This window comes from Sphingomonas sp. CARO-RG-8B-R24-01, from assembly GCF_022662295.1.
GTDB lineage: Bacteria > Pseudomonadota > Alphaproteobacteria > Sphingomonadales > Sphingomonadaceae > Sphingomonas.
In genome coordinates, this window is the sequence record NZ_JAKNQI010000006.1 from 64,528 (window position 1) to 80,662 (window position 16,135).

At 67.0% G+C, this 16,135-nt stretch carries 20 protein-coding genes; 5 read left to right on the plus strand and 15 right to left on the minus strand.

Translation table 11 applies throughout. The features are described 5' to 3' along the window. Positions 1–44 precede the first annotated feature (44 nt). Complete coding sequence (gene ruvB, locus L8G49_RS12695) at positions 45–1,067, minus strand: Holliday junction branch migration DNA helicase RuvB (protein ID WP_242186187.1); 1,023 nt, start codon at positions 1,065–1,067, stop codon at positions 45–47. Positions 1,068–1,126: 59 nt separating this feature from the next. Here ruvB and L8G49_RS12700 point away from each other — a divergent pair, with 59 nt between their 5' ends. Next, a complete protein-coding gene (locus tag L8G49_RS12700; RefSeq protein WP_242186188.1) occupies positions 1,127–2,026 on the plus strand; it encodes a 2-hydroxyacid dehydrogenase in 900 nt (299 codons plus the stop codon). A gap of 3 nt (positions 2,027–2,029) precedes the next feature. Here L8G49_RS12700 and L8G49_RS12705 read toward each other — a convergent pair whose 3' ends face one another. The 7 genes from L8G49_RS12705 to L8G49_RS12735 all read right to left on the minus strand — a co-directional run bounded on the left by L8G49_RS12705 (position 2,030) and on the right by L8G49_RS12735 (position 5,754). Next, positions 2,030–2,308 (minus strand): virulence factor, encoded by a 279-nt coding sequence (locus tag L8G49_RS12705; protein WP_242138680.1) that lies wholly within the window; start codon positions 2,306–2,308, stop codon positions 2,030–2,032. Next, positions 2,308–2,487 (minus strand): DUF5397 family protein, encoded by a 180-nt coding sequence (locus tag L8G49_RS12710; RefSeq protein ID WP_242138764.1) that lies wholly within the window; start codon positions 2,485–2,487, stop codon positions 2,308–2,310. Before L8G49_RS12710 ends, L8G49_RS12705 begins: the two co-directional genes overlap by 1 nt. A 38-nt stretch (positions 2,488–2,525) precedes the next feature. Then, positions 2,526–3,122: a Holliday junction branch migration protein RuvA gene (gene ruvA, locus L8G49_RS12715; protein ID WP_242186189.1), complete on the minus strand. Its 597-nt coding sequence runs from the start codon at positions 3,120–3,122 to the stop codon at positions 2,526–2,528. Positions 3,123–3,251: 129 nt separating this feature from the next. Next, a complete protein-coding gene (ruvC, locus tag L8G49_RS12720; protein ID WP_242186190.1) occupies positions 3,252–3,737 on the minus strand; it encodes a crossover junction endodeoxyribonuclease RuvC in 486 nt (161 codons plus the stop codon). A 392-nt stretch (positions 3,738–4,129) separates the two neighbouring features. Then, the gene (locus L8G49_RS12725; RefSeq protein ID WP_242186191.1) at positions 4,130–4,873 is read right to left on the minus strand and encodes a YebC/PmpR family DNA-binding transcriptional regulator; all 744 of its coding nucleotides are present in this window, start codon (positions 4,871–4,873) and stop codon (positions 4,130–4,132) included. A gap of 137 nt (positions 4,874–5,010) precedes the next feature. Further along, positions 5,011–5,250 carry a DUF2312 domain-containing protein gene (locus tag L8G49_RS12730; RefSeq protein ID WP_010160912.1) on the minus strand — a complete coding sequence of 80 codons (240 nt, stop codon included), beginning with the start codon at positions 5,248–5,250 and terminating at the stop codon, positions 5,011–5,013. A gap of 207 nt (positions 5,251–5,457) precedes the next feature. Beyond that, on the minus strand, positions 5,458–5,754 hold the full coding sequence (locus tag L8G49_RS12735; protein ID WP_242186192.1) for a DUF1244 domain-containing protein: 297 nt from the start codon (positions 5,752–5,754) through the stop codon (positions 5,458–5,460). Between the two features lie 83 nt (positions 5,755–5,837). Between L8G49_RS12735 and pyk the strand changes: the two genes are divergently transcribed. Next, positions 5,838–7,292: a pyruvate kinase gene (pyk, locus tag L8G49_RS12740; protein WP_242186195.1), complete on the plus strand. Its 1,455-nt coding sequence runs from the start codon at positions 5,838–5,840 to the stop codon at positions 7,290–7,292. A gap of 144 nt (positions 7,293–7,436) precedes the next feature. On the opposite strand, the gene L8G49_RS12745 is transcribed toward pyk, so the two are convergent. Beyond that, positions 7,437–8,504, minus strand: coding sequence for a 5-(carboxyamino)imidazole ribonucleotide synthase (locus L8G49_RS12745; protein ID WP_242186197.1), 1,068 nt, complete (start codon positions 8,502–8,504; stop codon positions 7,437–7,439). Continuing rightward, positions 8,501–8,980, minus strand: a complete 480-nt coding sequence (gene purE, locus L8G49_RS12750; protein ID WP_242186199.1) for a 5-(carboxyamino)imidazole ribonucleotide mutase — start codon at positions 8,978–8,980, stop codon at positions 8,501–8,503. Before purE ends, L8G49_RS12745 begins: the two co-directional genes overlap by 4 nt. Positions 8,981–9,110: 130 nt before the next feature. Here purE and L8G49_RS12755 point away from each other — a divergent pair, with 130 nt between their 5' ends. Beyond that, positions 9,111–9,764, plus strand: a complete 654-nt coding sequence (locus tag L8G49_RS12755; protein WP_242186201.1) for a hypothetical protein — start codon at positions 9,111–9,113, stop codon at positions 9,762–9,764. Positions 9,765–10,049: 285 nt separating this feature from the next. Here L8G49_RS12755 and gpmA read toward each other — a convergent pair whose 3' ends face one another. From gpmA to L8G49_RS12770, 3 genes are all read right to left on the minus strand, one after another. Continuing rightward, entirely contained in the window at positions 10,050–10,736 is a 687-nt protein-coding gene (gene gpmA / locus L8G49_RS12760; RefSeq protein WP_242138671.1) for a 2,3-diphosphoglycerate-dependent phosphoglycerate mutase, read from the minus strand. A 106-nt stretch (positions 10,737–10,842) separates the two neighbouring features. Further along, positions 10,843–11,991, minus strand: coding sequence for a M14-type cytosolic carboxypeptidase (locus L8G49_RS12765; protein WP_242186203.1), 1,149 nt, complete (start codon positions 11,989–11,991; stop codon positions 10,843–10,845). Continuing rightward, the gene (locus tag L8G49_RS12770) at positions 11,988–12,710 is read right to left on the minus strand and encodes a DUF4136 domain-containing protein (protein WP_242186204.1); all 723 of its coding nucleotides are present in this window, start codon (positions 12,708–12,710) and stop codon (positions 11,988–11,990) included. Before L8G49_RS12770 ends, L8G49_RS12765 begins: the two co-directional genes overlap by 4 nt. A 151-nt stretch (positions 12,711–12,861) precedes the next feature. Here L8G49_RS12770 and ykgO point away from each other — a divergent pair, with 151 nt between their 5' ends. Both ykgO and L8G49_RS12780 read left to right on the plus strand, forming a co-directional pair. Continuing rightward, positions 12,862–12,987 (plus strand): type B 50S ribosomal protein L36, encoded by a 126-nt coding sequence (gene ykgO / locus L8G49_RS12775; protein ID WP_010160916.1) that lies wholly within the window; start codon positions 12,862–12,864, stop codon positions 12,985–12,987. Positions 12,988–12,994: 7 nt separating this feature from the next. Continuing rightward, positions 12,995–13,612, plus strand: a complete 618-nt coding sequence (locus tag L8G49_RS12780; protein ID WP_242138668.1) for an HAD family phosphatase — start codon at positions 12,995–12,997, stop codon at positions 13,610–13,612. A 145-nt stretch (positions 13,613–13,757) separates the two neighbouring features. Here the strand turns inward: L8G49_RS12780 and L8G49_RS12785 are convergent, their stop codons facing one another. Then, on the minus strand, positions 13,758–15,650 hold the full coding sequence (locus L8G49_RS12785; protein WP_242186205.1) for a CocE/NonD family hydrolase: 1,893 nt from the start codon (positions 15,648–15,650) through the stop codon (positions 13,758–13,760). Between the two features lie 178 nt (positions 15,651–15,828). Beyond that, positions 15,829–16,131, minus strand: a complete 303-nt coding sequence (locus tag L8G49_RS12790) for a hypothetical protein (protein WP_242138666.1) — start codon at positions 16,129–16,131, stop codon at positions 15,829–15,831. Between the last annotated feature and the right edge of the window lie 4 nt (positions 16,132–16,135).

The following is a 16,135-nucleotide window of genomic DNA, read 5'->3' on the forward strand; positions in this document are numbered from 1 at the left end:
CACAACATAATGTTGCTGCAATTGCGCGTTCCGCTTTGCGGCCATCAGCTCTCGAACAGGCTTTCCTGGCTTCCGGCCGGTGGGTTGAGCCCGAGGTGCTTCCATCCCCCCGCATTGAGACACCGCCCGCGCGCGGTCCGTGCGATCAGGCCGAGCTGGATGAGGTACGGCTCGATCACTTCCTCGACCGTGTCGCGCGGTTCGCTGAGCCCCGCTGCGAGCGTCTCGACGCCAACCGGGCCGCCGCGATAGATGTCCGCGATCATCATCAGATACCGCCGGTCCATCGCGTCGAGCCCGAGCTTGTCGACCTCGAGCCGGTTGAGCGCACGATCGGCCTCGGTCGCATCGACGCTTTCCCGTCCGGCGGCATGGGCGAAATCGCGAACGCGGCGAAGCAGGCGTCCCGCGATCCGCGGCGTCCCGCGCGAGCGGCGCGCGACTTCGGTCGCGCCTTCGGGGGTGATCGCGAGGCCGAGCAGCCCGGCCGCGCGCGTCACCACCCGCGTGAGTTCCTCGACCGTGTAGAAGGACAGCCGCACGGGGATGCCGAAGCGATCGCGCAGCGGCGTAGTAAGCAGCCCTTGCCGGGTCGTGGCACCGACCAAAGTGAAGCGCGGGAGGTCGATCCGCACGCTGCGCGCGCTCGGCCCCTCGCCGATCATCAGGTCGAGCGCGCGGTCTTCCATCGCGGGATAGAGCACTTCCTCGACCGCGGGTTGCAGGCGGTGGATCTCATCGATGAACAGCACATCGCCATCCTCGAGATTGGTCAGCAGCGCCGCGAGATCGCCCGACTTGGCGATCACCGGCCCCGAGGTCGCGCGAAACCCAACCCCCATCTCGCGCGCGATGATCTGCGCGAGCGTGGTCTTGCCGAGCCCCGGCGGCCCGAAGAACAACACGTGATCGAGCGCGTCGCCCCGCGCGCGCGCCGCCGCGATGAAGACGCGCAGATTCTCCCGCGCGGCCTTCTGCCCGACGAAATCGTCGAGCGACTTGGGGCGCAGCGCAGCATCGACGTCCTCGGGCGTGCGGGCAGCGGTGAGGATGCGGTCTTCGGTCATGGCCACGCGATAGCGCGCGGTGGCTGGGCGGGGCAAGGCGCAGCGGGTAAGGCGTGACAATGGCTGACCTTCCCGATCTGTATCTCATCGCCGACATGGCTCCCGATCTCGTGGACGCGCTGGAGCAGCGCTTCACGGTGCACCGCACCGACCCGCCCGCGACGACCCGCGCGATCTGCGGCGGCGGGAGCAGCGTGGTCGACGCCGCGCTGATCGACCGGCTCCCCGCGCTGGAGATCATCGCGATCAACGGCGTGGGCTACGACGGGATCGACCTAGCTGCCGCGAAGGCGCGCGGGGTTCGCGTGACCAACACTCCCGACGTACTGACCGATGACGTCGCCGACCTGGCGATCGGCTTGTGGCTCGCGGTCGAACGGCGGATCGCGGCCAATGACGCAGCGGTGCGCGACGGGGGCTGGAACGTCCCGCTGGCGCGGCGCGCGAGCGGGCGGCGGATCGGCATTTTCGGGCTCGGGCGGATCGGGCACGCCATCGCGCGACGCGCCGAGCCGTTCGGCGGCGAGATCCTGTACACCGCGCGCAGCGAGAAACCGGTGGCGTGGCGTTTCGTGCCCGACATTACCGCGCTGGCCGCAGCGTGCGACGTGCTGATCCTCGCCGCGCCGGGTGGAGCAGGGACGCAGCGCATCGTCGATGCGGCGGTGCTGGCGAAGCTCGGCAGCGAGGGCGTGCTGGTCAACGTGGCGCGCGGCAGCCTGGTCGATCAGGCGGCGTTGGTCGCTGCGCTGGAAGCGCGCGGGATCGCGGGGGCAGGGATAGACGTCTTCGCGGACGAGCCGGACGTACCGGACGCGCTCAGGACGATGCCGAACGTGGTGCTGTCACCGCACCAAGGGAGTGCCACGGTCGAAACGCGCAGGGCGATGGCGGCGTTGGTGCTCGCCAACCTCGACGCGCAGCTGGCGGGAGCGCCGCTGCCGAGCGCGGTGGTTTGACGTTCACGTTTTCATGAAATCGGTGAAGTCGCTCCAATGCTCGACCTTGAATGCGCGGATGTCGCGCACGCAGACAGGAAACCAGGCGAGAGCCTTTAGGGCGTTCATGGCCAGTGTGACGTTGACCAGACTATCCCCCTGCGACACGTAAACGCTGCCCTGTACGCGGATGAACCCGTAGCGGTTCAGGACAGCGCCGATGTCAGCATAGGCCTGACTCACCCCTTTCGGATGGGTCTCGCGCGTTTGGTTGAGCAACAGATCGAAGCCGATCGCAAACATCAGCCGTCCGTCGGGTCGGTCAGGATATCCTCCACCGGATAGTCGGCATCCTCGTTGCTTTCGAGCAAATGGATCCGCATCCGCGCCTCCCCTGCTGGACCAGCGTCAGCGATTCCGGTGACCTCGTACGGAGGGCCGTCGAGGCCGAAGCGGCGGACAGACCCGATGAGCGAACCCATATCAACCACGGCGACCTCCGTTCTCTATGGCCCCTGTTTTACCGCGCCGCCTTGCGTAGCGCCAGCCGCACCAGTGCATCCAGCGTGGCACCCGTGCCCAATTCTTCCTCCGCCGCCGCGACCGCGCTGCTCGCTTCGGCTGGGCGGAAGCCGAGGTTGAGCAGCGCCGACACCGCATCCGCGCCCGCGCCGACCGGGGCGGCCATGCCGGTCCCGCCGCTGCCGAGCGCGATGCCGCCGGTCTTGTCCTTGAGTTCGCGCACGATCCGTTCGGCGAGCTTGGGGCCGACGCCGTTGGCGCGCGCGACCATCGCCTTGTCCTGCGCGGCGATCGCGCGGACGAGATCGGTCGGTTCGAGCGCCGACAGGATCGCCAGCGCGACCCGCGCGCCGACGCCCTGCACGCCGGTCAGCAGGCGAAACCAGTCGCGTTCCGAGGCGCTGGCGAAGCCGACGAGGCGGATGAAGTCCTCCGCCACCAGCATCTCGGTGTGGAGCATCACCGGCTCGCCGACCGGGCCGATCGCCGATAACGTCCGCGACGACGCGCCGACGAGGTAGCCGACGCCGCCGACGTCGATCACCGCATGGTCGAGGTCGGTCGCGCTGAGGACGCCGCGTAAGTGAGCGATCATTGCACAGGCGCCAGTCGCGGCATTATCGTAAGCCCTTGTAAAGGAATGATTGTCCCAAGGCCTCGGCACCCCTTGCCAGTCACCCTGCGGCAGTAGGTAACCGGGACGGTGCTCCGCGGCAAAGCCAAATCAGGGGATGCGCCGGGCGCTCGCCATGTGGTGCGCGTGGCAGATCGCGACCGCCAGCGCATCCGCCGCGTCCGCGCCGTCGATCTTCACGCCCGGGAGCAGCACCGACACCATCGCATGGACCTGTGCCTTGTCCGCATTGCCGACGCCGACCACCGCCTTCTTGACCAGCCGCGCGGCATATTCGCCCACTTCGAGGCCGATCCGCGCACCCGCGCACAGCACGACGCCGCGCGCCTGGCCGAGCTTGAGCGTGCTTTGCGGGTTGGAATTGACGAACACTTCCTCGACCGCACAGGCGTCGGGCTGGTGATCGATGATGAGCGCGGCGAGCATCGCGTCGAGATGCGCGAGGCGGCGCGGGAGCGGGGCGGCGGTGTCGGTCTTGAGGCGACCGTTGGCGACGTGGCTCAGGCGGTTGCCTTCGGCGCGGATCAGGCCCCAGCCGGTGGTGCCGAGGCCTGGGTCCAGGCCTAGGATCAGCATTTTGGGTTGGGGTTGAAAGAAGCGGATTTCACGCAAAGGCGCGAAGCCGCGAAGGAAGAAGGGAATGGCTTGGGAAGCGTCATGGATTTGGCCGGGTTAAGGAAGGGGGTCTCGCACAAAGCCACAAAGGCACGAAGTGGGAAAGGCAGGGAAGCTAGCGTATCCGCTGCCGTCATCCCAGGTTGGCCCGGGATCGACCAAGGGTCGGATTCTCCGCTTCGCGGAAGTCGCGCCAGCCGATACCGGAACGAGCCCGGCGTCCCGGGAGACATAAACTTCTTCTCTTCGTGGCTTTGCGGCTTTGCGTGATAAATCCTTACTTGGGCCTTTCTCGGTGAGACACTTCCCCACCCCAACCCCTCCCCTGAAGGGGAGGGGCTTTTAGTAAGGGGTCAGCCCATCTTTTCCAGGATCGCGTCGGACACTTCGTAATTGCCCCACACCGTCTGCACGTCGTCATCGTCGTCGAGCACGTCGATCAGCTTGAACAGCGTCGCCGCATCATCCTCGCCGACTTCGACCATCGTCTGCGGACGCCACGCGAGCTTGGCACCCTCGGGCTCGCCGAGCACCGGGGTGAGTGCCGTCACGACTTCATGAAGCGATTCGTTCGAGGTCCAGATCTCGTGGCCCTCGTCGCTCGACTGGACGTCCTCCGCCCCTGCTTCCAGCGCCGCCTCGAACACCTTCTCGGCATCGCCCACCGACGCTGGATAGGAAATCAGCCCCATCCGGTCGAACGCATGGCTGACCGAGCCCGACGCGCCCAAATTGCCGCCGTTCTTGGCCATGCCGGTGCGGACGTTGGTCGCGGTGCGGTTGCGGTTGTCGGTGAGCGCCTCGATGATCAGCGAGACACCGCCGGGCCCGAAGCCCTCGTAGCGGATTTCCTCGTAATTCTCGGTATCGCCCTTCGATGCCTTGTCGACCGCGCGCTGGATGTTGTCCTTGGGCATCGACTGCGCCTTGGCGGCGTTGATCGCCATGCGCAGGCGCGGGTTCATGTCCGGATCGGGCAGGCCCATCTTCGCCGCGACGGTAATTTCGCGGCTGAGCTTGGAGAACATGCCCGAGCGCTTCTTATCCTGCGCGCCCTTGCGGTACATGATGTTCTTGTATTTGGAATGGCCTGCCATGGGTCTCTCTGCTTTGCCTGCGCGTCACCCCGGCGCCAGGGCCGGGATCCATCCTGTGCCCCGTCGCATACCGTCCGGGGCGAAGTGGATGCTGGAACAAGTCCGGCATGACGGCAAGAGTGTAGGTCGGTCGGCGCTTACGCCAGGCCGAGCGCCTGCTTGTACGTCTCGAGCAACATTTCCGCCTCGTCGCGGTGATGCTTTTCCATCTTGCGCAGGCGCACGATGGTGCGGATCGTCTTGACGTCGAACCCGGTCGACTTGGCTTCGCCGTAGACGTCCTTGATGTCGTCCGCGATGCCCTTCTTCTCTTCCTCGAGCCGCTCGATGCGCTCGATGAGAAGGCGTAGCTGGTCGGCGGCGATGGTCTCGCTCATGATAAGTCCCCTGAAAACAGATCGTGGACCCTCCGCGCGGAACAGGGGCCGGGCAGCGTCGGGGCGTATCGGTGGCCCCGCACGGATCGGGCGGGGCGCTTGGCGATACGCCGGGTCGACACGCTCGGTGGCGGTTCAGCGCGAACGGCGGTGGACGCGGGCCTTACCCATCCATGATCCCCGCGTCACCCCCCCACCCCATTCGGGTCACGCATTCTTGGCGACGCTGTCCTTCATCCGCTGCAACTGCTCGGGCGTCGCGTCCGCCTGGTGGTGGGTCTTCCACTCCGCATAGGGCATGCCATAGATCGTCTCGCGCGCCGCATCCTTGTCGAGGCTGCCGTGCGATGCTTCCTGCACCCAATCCGACAGGCAGTTGCGGCAGAACCCCGCCAGTCCCATCAGGTCGACATTCTGCGCATCGTCGCGGTGGCGCAGGTGGAGCACCAGCCGCCGGAAGGCCGCGGCCGCCACCGAATCGTCGAGTTGGTTCAAATCGCTCATCGCACACGCTCCAAAGGTTGATCGTGCGGAGATAGGGGTTAGAGCGGCACGCGCAACGCCACTCCCCAGGGCAAGGACACTCCATGACGAAGGCTATCAGCCCCCGCGCGCGCAAAGTCCGCATTCTCGCGACGCTCGGACCCGCAAGCAATTCCCCCGAAATGATCGCCACGCTGTTCGAAGCGGGGGCCGATGCCTTCCGCGTCAACATGAGCCACGGCGACCAGCAGTCGAAGGTCGCGGTGATCCAGGCGATCCGCGCGCTGGAGAAGACCTACAACCGTCCCTCCACCATCCTTGCCGATCTCCAGGGGCCGAAACTGCGCGTCGGCAAGTTCGAGGGCGGGAAGGTCGAGCTCGTCACCGGCCAGACCTTCACGCTCGACCGCGACACGACTCCAGGCGATGCGACTCGCGTCGAGCTGCCGCACCGCGAAATCTTCGAGGCGATCGAGCCCGGCGCGCGGCTGCTGCTCGATGACGGCAAGCTGGTGCTGCGCGTGACCAGCCACACCGAGACGACGATCGTCACCGAGATCGTCGTCGGCGGCGCGCTGTCGAACAACAAGGGGCTCAACGTCCCCGACGTCGTGCTGCCGATGGCCGCGCTGACCGAGAAGGACCGGAGCGATCTCGCCTTCGCGGTCGACCAGGGCGTCGACTGGATCGCGCTCAGCTTCGTCCAGCGGCCCGAGGATCTCGCCGAGGCGCGCAAGCTGATCGGCGGCAAGACCGCGCTGCTCGCCAAGATCGAGAAGCCTTCGGCAATCGAGCGGCTCGAGGAGATCGTCGAGGCGTGCGACGGCGTGATGGTCGCGCGCGGCGATCTTGGCGTCGAATTGCCGCCCGAGAGCGTGCCGCCGTTGCAGAAGCGAATCATCGAAGTCTCGCGGCGGCTCGGCCGTCCGGTCGTGGTCGCGACGCAGATGCTCGAATCGATGATCTCCTCGCCCTCGCCGACCCGCGCCGAAGTCTCCGACGTGGCGACCGCGATCTATGACGGCGCGGATGCGATCATGCTGTCGGCGGAAAGTGCTGCCGGCGCATGGCCGAAGGAATCGGTCGCGATGATGAACGCGATCGGCGAGGCGGTCGAAAAGGATTCGACCTATGGCGAGCGGATCCACTTCACCCAGATCCATTCCGACCCGACCACCGCCGACGCTTTGGCGGAAGCGGCCAAGAACATTGCGCACACGGTGGATGCGGCGGCGATCATCTGCTTCACCGCCTCGGGCTCGACCGCGCGTCGCGTCGCGCGCGAGCGGCCGGGCGTGCCGTTGATGGTGCTGACCCCGAACATCGAGACCGCGCGGCGGGCCGGGCTGCTGTGGGGCGCCTATGCGGTTTACACCAAGGACGTCGATTCGTTCGAGGCGATGGTCGCGAAGGCCAAGCGCATGGCGCTGCGGCACACGCTGGCGAAGGCGGGCGACCGCGTGATCATCATCGCGGGCGTGCCGTTCAAGACGCCGGGGTCGACCAACGTGCTCCACGTGGTGCGGATCATCGGGGACGAATTGAAGGACTACGCCTGAACCACTGCCTCGAGGGCATGGCGACGCATTGCCCTGCCCTCGAGCCGTCCCGCTTGGAACAGCGGTGCCGATGACCGCCGCGATGGCGGCTCCGGCAGCGGGGATATCCGGTCAGACGACCGGGGGGCCACGCGGCGGGGAGCGCTAGCGTCCCAGCCGGGTAACGTGCCCCATCTTCCGCCCGGGACGCGTTTCCTTGCCGTAGAGGTGCAGGTGCGCGCCCGGTTCGGCGAGGATGTCCGCCCAGCGGTCGGCGTCATGCCCGATCAGATTTTCCATGGCCACGCTCGGCGCGGTCAGCGCGGTGTCGCCGAGCGGCAGGCCGCAAATCGCGCGAATGTGGTTCTCGAACTGCGAGCAGGCCGCGCCCTCGATCGTCCAATGCCCCGAATTGTGCACGCGCGGTGCCATTTCGTTGAACACCGGGCCGTGCGCGCCGGCGAAGAACTCGCACGCGAGCACCCCGACATAGTCGAGCCGGTCCGCGATCCGCCCGGCGAGCGCAGCAGCCTCGCCCCATTGCGACGCGATCTCGGCGGGTGCCGGCAGCGTCGAGCGGGCGAGGATACCGTCTTCATGCTCGTTCCACGGCGGTGGGTAGCTCACCATCTGGCCGTCCTTGCGGCGGACCAGCAGGATGGAGAATTCATGGCTGAACGTCACGAACCCCTCGAGGATCGCGGGGCGCTGGCCGATCGCCTCCCATGCAGCGGCGACCTCGCCGGGCGCCATGATCCGCACCTGACCCTTGCCGTCATAGCCCATGCGAAGCGTCTTGAGGATCGCGGGCGTCCCGATCCGCGCGACCGCCGCTTCCAGCTCGGCAAGGCTCTCGACCTTGGCCCATGGCGCGGTGCGCCCGCCGATCTCCCCGACGAAGGCCTTTTCCGCCGCGCGATCCTGCGCAATGCCGAGCGCCGCGGGCGACGGGTAGACCGGCACCTTGGCCGCGAGATACTGGACCGGGTCCAGCGCGATATTCTCGAACTCGTACGTCACGACATCCGCTTCGGCCGCGAACGCGTCGAGCACGATCCGACTGTGATAATCCGCACGCGTAAAGCTGGAGGCGGTCTGCGCCGCGACCGCTTCTTCGTCGGGCGCCAGGATGCGCGTGTGATAGCCGAGTTGCGCAGCAGCCACCGCGAGCATCCGCCCGAGTTGCCCGCCACCCAGAATGCCGATCGTCGAACCCGGAGGAAGCATCGTCATGCCGGATCGTTGGCGACGCCGTCGGTCTGCGCCGCACGCCATGCCTGCAGCCGCGCGGACAGGTCGGGATCCGCGAGGGCAAGGATAGCGGCGGCGAGCAACGCCGCATTCTTCGCGCCCGCCTTGCCGATCGCGAGCGTGCCCACCGGAATGCCCGCGGGCATCTGGACGATCGAATACAGGCTGTCGACGCCCTTGAGCGCCTTGCTCTCGACCGGCACGCCGAGCACCGGCAGATGCGTCAACGCCGCTGCCATGCCCGGCAGGTGCGCGGCCCCGCCCGCGCCCGCGATGATGACCTTCAGGCCGCGTGCCGCCGCGCAGCCCGCGTAATCGTACAGCCGCTGCGGGGTGCGATGCGCGGACACGACCTTCGCCTCGTGCGCAATGCCGAGCTCGCCGAGGAGATCCGCGGCGTGCCGCATCGTCTCCCAATCGGAGGTGCTGCCCATGATGATGCCGACAGAGGGTTCCATCGGCTGGGGTTAGCGGGCACCCGCGCCAAGAGCAACATCTGCGTGGCCCGCTTAACCATAACGGTTGCGGAACCAAGTTGGGCCAGCACGAGTTAAGCGGATCAGTCTCACAGTACAGGGTGCTGCTCCAATGAACCGCAAGATCTCCGCCATTTCCTGCGCCGCGATGTCGGCCGTGCTCGTCTTCGCAACGCCCGCGTTCGCCGAAGGCAAGGCCGACCGGGCGCGCGTCGCGATCGCCGCTGCACAGGCCAAGATCGATGCCGCCAACAAGGTCGGCGCGACCGGCGAGGTCCCCCGGATGCAGGCTGCCGCCCAGGCCGCGTTGCGCACCGCGCAGGAAGACCTTGCCCGCGGCGACAAGGAGCAGGCGATCGCTGCGGCGAACCATGCCTCCGAGCTCGCCGACACCGCCATCGGTGAAGCGCAGCGCGCGCGGACCCAGGCAGCGCGTGCGGCCAATGGCGAGGCGCGCGATGCCGCCGCAAACGCCCAGGCCGACGCTGCCGCCGCCAATCAGCGCGCGGCAGCCGCCGAGCAGGCGGCCGCCTCCGCCGCGGCCGATGCCGCCGCCGCGCGTTCGACGCCGGTCGTGGTCGCAGCGCCGCCTGCCCCGCCCGCGCCGACGACCACGGTGACGACCGAGACCGAGAAGGTCGCCACGCCCGCCGCGCGCCCGGCGGCGCGCCGCGTCGTCAAGCGGACCGTGCGTCACACCGCCGCGCGCCCCGCACCGCGCACGGTCGAGAAGACCACGACCACGGTGAAGACCGAGGCCAACTGACCCTTTCAGAAATTCCGTCGTGCCGGGCGCATCCCGGCATTCATCGACCCACCTGTCTGTAGCGTAAACGCGTATTGTGGGTCGGTGGACCCCGGCACAGGGCCGGGGCGACGCGGATGAGTTTGTACCGCGTCAACTGATGTGTCTGTACGGCATAGCGTAAAGCGTACCGTCACCCCGGCGCAGGCCGGGACCGCCAGGCAGGATGCGCAACATCTGTTCCGCGCCCTGCCCGAACGGCCCCGGCCTGCGCCGGGGTGACGCCTTTCATTATGCCGCCCGCCGCTACCGCTCGCTCAGATAATAGCGATCCGTCGCCGCCAGCGAGTCATCCAGTTCATAGACGATCGGCTGCCCGGTCGGGATCTCCAGCGTGGTGATCTCGTCGTCCGGGATCCCCGACAGGTGCTTGACCAATGCCCGCAGCGAATTGCCGTGCGCCGAGATCAGCACGCGCTGCCCGTCCTTCAGCGCCGGCACGATCCGCGCCTCCCAATAGGGCAGCACACGCGCGATCGTGTCCTTGAGGCTCTCGGTCGAGGGGATCGCGATTCCCGCATAGCGCCGGTCCTCCGACAGGTCATAGGCGCTGCCCGCTTCCATCGGCGGCGGCGGTACGTCGAAGCTGCGGCGCCAGATATGCACCTGCGCCTCGCCATGCTTCTCCGCGGTCTCGGCCTTGTTGAGCCCGGTCAGCCCGCCGTAATGTCGCTCGTTGAGCCGCCAGTCCTTCTCGACCGGCAGCCACAGCCGGTGCATTTCCTCGAGCGCGAGGTTGAGCGTCTTGATCGCGCGGGTCTGCAGCGAGGTGAAGCACTGGTCGAAGTCGAGCCCCTTTTCCGCCATCAACCGCCCCGCCGCGCGCGCTTCCTCGGCACCCTTTTCGGTGACGTCGACGTCCCACCAGCCGGTGAAGCGGTTCTCGAGGTTCCAGCTGGACTGGCCGTGGCGGATCAGGACGAGCGTTGGCATCAGGGTTCTCCAATTTCACGGCACCCCGGCATAGGCGGGGCCGTCAGGTATTTCGGGCAAGGGTGGGACGGGAAAGCAACGGCCCCAGACTTCGCCGGGGTGACGGCTAGATCCCGTCGATCATCTCCGCCAGCACGTCGAGGCAGGCGTGCGCGAGTGTCTTCGAGCGTTCGCCCGACCAGCCGAATTCGGCATCGGGGTTCGGATCGTGATCCTTGAACGGCATTTCCAGCGTCATCGATACAGCGCCGAACCGCTCCGCCACCTGATTGGTCGACATCGACAGGTTCGCGCGGCCAGGAGCCGCCTTGTCATAACCCTTGGCGGTCTGGAAATCGGGCGTCACTGCCTCCAGCCGTCGTCCGAACTCGCTGTATTTCGCGCCCTGCGCCTCGGTCCATGACGGGATCCCCTCGAACCCTGCGAAGAAGTTGGCGGGGATCGCCTCGTCGCCATGGACGTCCATCGCGAAATCCACGCCGGTCCGGTCCATCGCAGCCAGCACGCACAGCACTTCCGGGCTCTTCTCGGGCGTCGGGGTAAGCCATTCGCGGTTGAGGTTCACCCCCGCCGCATTGGTGCGCAGATGTCCGCGGAAGGATCCATCGGGGTTCATGTTGGGCACGCAATAAAACGTCGCCTGCTCCAGCAGCGCGGCGGTTGCGGGATTGGCGGTGTCGGTCAGCCGCTCGAGCAGGCCTTCCATGAACCATTCGGCCATGCTCTCGCCCGGATGTTGCCGCGCGTAGAACCATATCGGCTTGGGGCCGGTGCCGAGTTCGAGGCAATCGATCGACCGCCCGTCGAGCGTCTGGCCGAGCTCGTGGTGCGTCACGCCCGGCGCAAGCGCGATCCGCGCGACCAGGTCGTCATGCCGCTCCATCGTATACGGCTGGAAATAGGCGAACCAGGCGAGATCGCCCGTCCCGGTCCATTCGAATTCGAGCACCCCGTCGACATAGCGCGTCGGGATCATCCGCCAGTGGATCCGGTCGGTGCTGACGCGCACCTTGTAGCCCGGCCAGCCGAACGGATAGGCCGAGCCGCCCGCGTTCAGGATCCGGAACGTGCAGCTCGTCCCCTTCACGCCCGAGACGCGGAAGTGGAACCACTGGTAGAAATCCGACTGGCGATCATGCGCGATGTTGAGATCGATCCGGGCGGCATGGCTGCCCCCCGAATCGATCCCGACCAGCTGGATGTTGCCGCTGTCAAAGGCGGCGGTAACGGCGATGGTGTTCTGGATGACGCTCATTTGACCGTGATAGTGCGGCCCGAATCCCCGGGGAAGCCCTGGAACAGCGCTGCAGCCAATTTCCGCGCGACCGCATCGGGCTGCGCATCGCGTGCGGCCCCGTCCGCGCTGGTCTGCGCGCGGCCTTCCCAGATGATCGTCTGGTCGCTGCGGCGGCGGATCTGCACCTGCATGTCGGTCAGCGCGATCGTGCGATACTTCGGCCGCCCGATCGGGAAGGACACGCCGCCGCCGAGCCCGACCCCGCCGCCGCCGCGATAGCCACCGCCGCCCGTAGCACCGCCAAGGCCGATCTGCAGTCCGCTGCTACGCGGTGCGCCTTCGCGCAATTGCTGGTTGAAGCCGACGACCGCGATATATTGCGAGGCCGCTCCGGGCGCGGCGGGGGTAAAGCCGTGGCGCAACGCCTCGTCCTGCACCGCATTGGCATAATTGCGGAATTCCAGGCCCGAATCGATCGGTTCACGGACACCGCTACTGCCAGCGCCGCCCCTGTCGCTGCCCCTGTCGCTGCCCATGTCGCGGCGGACGTCGCCGCTGCCATAGGTGCCGTACCGCCCGACCGCGCCGCGCTGCATCGGCTCGACCGCGAGCGTGCCCGTTTCGAGCGGTGCGCCGAGGTGGAAGCGCGTGACTTCCACCGGGCTGCTGCGCATCGTCGTCGTACAACCGGTGAGTGCGGTCGCCGCGATTAATGCCAATCCGAAACCGATCTTCATGCGCTTGCGCCTTTACGTGAGCTTGTTGCGATGGGATAACGCATCGACGCCCGGTTGGGGTTCCGCGGCAACCCGATCTTGACTAAGCTGCAATGGCCCCATATGCGAGCGCCTCTTTTCCACATTCCAGAATTTGCAAAGCGAATCGATCATGAAGATCCGCAATTCCCTGAAGTCGCTCAAGGGCCGTCATCGCGATAACCGCGTGATTCGTCGTCGTGGGCGGACGTACATCATCAACAAGACCAACCGTCGTTTCAAGGCGCGCCAGGGTTAATTCCCCGATGCGTCCCGGGACGCGTGCCGTCGTCTTCGACATCGGCAACGTCCTGTACGACTGGAACCCGCGGTTCCTCTATGAGCGCCTGATCGATGATGATCGGGCGCTCGATGCGTTTCTGCGGGACGTCGCGACCAAGGACTGGCACTTCCAGCATGACGCTGGCCGTCCTTTCGCCGAGACCTCGGCGGAACTCGCATCCGCGTATCCGGAACATGCCGCGCTGATCGCCGCCTGGGGGCCGCGGTTCGTCGAGCAGCTCGGGGGCATGCTTCCGGGAATGCACGCGCTCGTTCTCGACCTGGAGGCGGCCGGCGTGCCCCTGTACGCGATCACGAACTTCTCCGGCGAATTCTGGCCGCCCTTCCGCGCGCGCGAAGCCGATCTGTTCGAACGATTCCGCGATATCGTCGTGTCGGGGGACGAACGGCTGACCAAGCCCGATGCCGCCATCTACCGCCTCGCGCTCGACCGATTCGGTGTAGAGGCGCAGGACACGCTGTTCATCGACGACCGCGCGGACAATGTCGCCGGGGCGCAGGCCGTCGGGATGAACGCCGTGCTGTTCACCGATGCGCAAACGCTGCGCGCGGACCTGGTCGAGCACGACTTCCTGCCCTGACGACCATCGACCGCCAAGCGCCGTGCCGTCACCCCGGCGAAGGCCGGGGCCGTTGGGTGATGGCGCGCAACAGGCGTCCTGCGTTCAACCTGACGGCCCCGGCCTGCGCCGGGGTGACGGGCGCGCCCGCCCGGTCTCCGCCGTCTCAGCGCACGACCGGCAACGCGATGTAGCTCTGGTCCGGGCCGCTAACCACCACCTTCTGCGTCGCCTTCACGTAATCCGCGGGCTTGGCGAAGAAGATGTTGGGGACGAAGCGCTGCGGGTTGCGGTCATAGAGCGGGAACCAGCTCGACTGGACCTGCACCATGATCCGGTGCCCGGGCAGGAACACATGGTTCGCCTGCGGCAATGCCCAGCTATACGCCAGCGGCACGCCGGGCTTGAGCGCCACCGCATGGTCGAGCCCCTCGCGGTAGCGCCCGCGGAAGATGTCCATCCCGACCGCGAGCTGATAGCCCCCCATCTTGGGGTCGCTCGGGACCTGGTCGGGATAGACGTCGATCAGCTTGACCACCCAGTCGCTGTCCGTCCCGCTCGTCGCGGCGGTGAGATGGACGACCGGTTGCCCCGCGATCGTCACCGCCTGCGTCAGCGCCGGGCCGGTGAAGGTCAGCACGTCGGGGCGGCTCGACACGATCCGCTGGTCGCCGACCAGCCACGCCTTCCAGTGATTGTCCTCATAGCTCACCGGCCGCACCGGGCGCGCAACGTTGGTCACCGGATGCGCGGGATCGGAGACATAGTCGGCGGTCTGCACTCGCCCGGTCGCGGGCGCGAAGCCGACCGTGTCGCCCGGCTGGAGGAACAGCTTGGTCATCGCAGGCTGCGCGGGCCAGCCGGGCAGGCGCTGCCACTGGTTGGTGCCGCTCTGGAACGCGGTGACGGGGGCGACGTCCATCGGCGTGCCCTTGAGGTAATGCGCGAGGAACGGGCCGAGCACCGTGCGACGCCACCATCGGGCGGTGTCCTGGTCCCACTGGATATCGCCGAGCGCCTTGCCGTCGTCGATCTGCTGGCCGTGATACCACGGGCCCATCGTCAGATAGACCATGTTCCCGCCGCTATCCTTGGGTTTCAGCGCGCGGTACACCGCGGGCGCGCCGTAAATGTCCTCCTGGTCCCACAGGCCGTGGACGAGCATCACCGGCACCTTTAGCGGATAGCGCGCGAGCACCTGGTCCATCGCCTGCGCTTGCCAGAAGCCGTCATAGGCCGGATGCGCGGAAAGCTTGCGCCAGAAACCGATCTGGTCGAGCCCGTGCGCCTTGGCGAGCGCCCCCGCGGACCCGGCGCGTATCGCGGAATCATATTCGTCATAGGTCGTGCGCGCATAAGGCGACGAATTGTCGCGGGTCGCGATCTGCTCCCAGATGTAATCGATCCCGAGCCGGAACGCGCCGTTGTGGAACCAGTCATCGCCGCGCCAGCCATCGACCATCGGATTCTCGGGCACCGCCACCACGAGCGCGGGATGCGGGTCGATCAGCGGCATCAGCGACAGGAAGCCGTCGTAAGAGATGCCGAGGATCCCGACTTTCTGGTTCGATTCGGGCAAATGCTTCACCAGCCAGTCGATCGTGTCGTAGGTATCGGTCGAATCGTCGGTGTGGGTCGGGTTGAGCGCGGTGTCGTGGAGCGGCGGGTTCATCATCGCGATGCCCTGCGACCCGTATTTGCCCCGGACGTCCTGCACGACGCGGATGTAGCCGCCATCGACGATCACGTCGGTGGCATTGTCATAGCCGGTGATGCTCGAGGCGAGATCGGCGTTGTTGCCGCCCTTGCCCGTCATCCCGTCCGCGCTGTACGGCGTGCGGGTCATCACAATGCCCGCGTCGTGCGCGCCCTTTGGAATCAGGATGATGGTGTGGAGCTTGACCCCGTCGCGCATCGGGATCTCGACCGTGCGGCGCTCATAGTTGAACCCCTCGGTCGGGGGCACGAGCGTAGCGGGGCGCTCGTCGTATGTCTGCGCCTGCGCGGGGATCGGAAGAAGCGCGCACAATGCAGCGCCGACGAGCCATTTGACCATCATGCCAATCCCCCATGTCACCCCGGCCCGATGCCGACGCCACCGGGCCCGTTGTCCCGATGAAGCGAGTGTGTGCCACGGCGGACCATGCGACAAGCCCGTGGCGATGGGGAAGCGCACAAAAAAACGGCCCGCTCCCGATATCGAGAGCAGGCCGTCTTTCAGCGCGGTTGCGCAGACGTTACGCCTGGCGCGTGCCCGTCATCGGGAAGCTGCCGAACGCGCCCGCACCAACGGTGCCCGTCAGCGTGTCGCCCTCGGCGGTCGCGCTGCAATCGAGGCTCATCGGCATGGGCACGGTGATCGACATCGTCCACTTGATCGTGTCACCCTCGACCTTGCCGTCGGTGATGTCGACCGCGCCCATCGCGCCGACCTGGCTTCCGGTCCAGCTGTCGCCGTCGGTCTTGACGGTCAGCACTGCCTTCTGGTCGCCCAGCGGCGACTTGACGATCGTATCCCAGCTTCCATCGACAGCAGCCATGGTA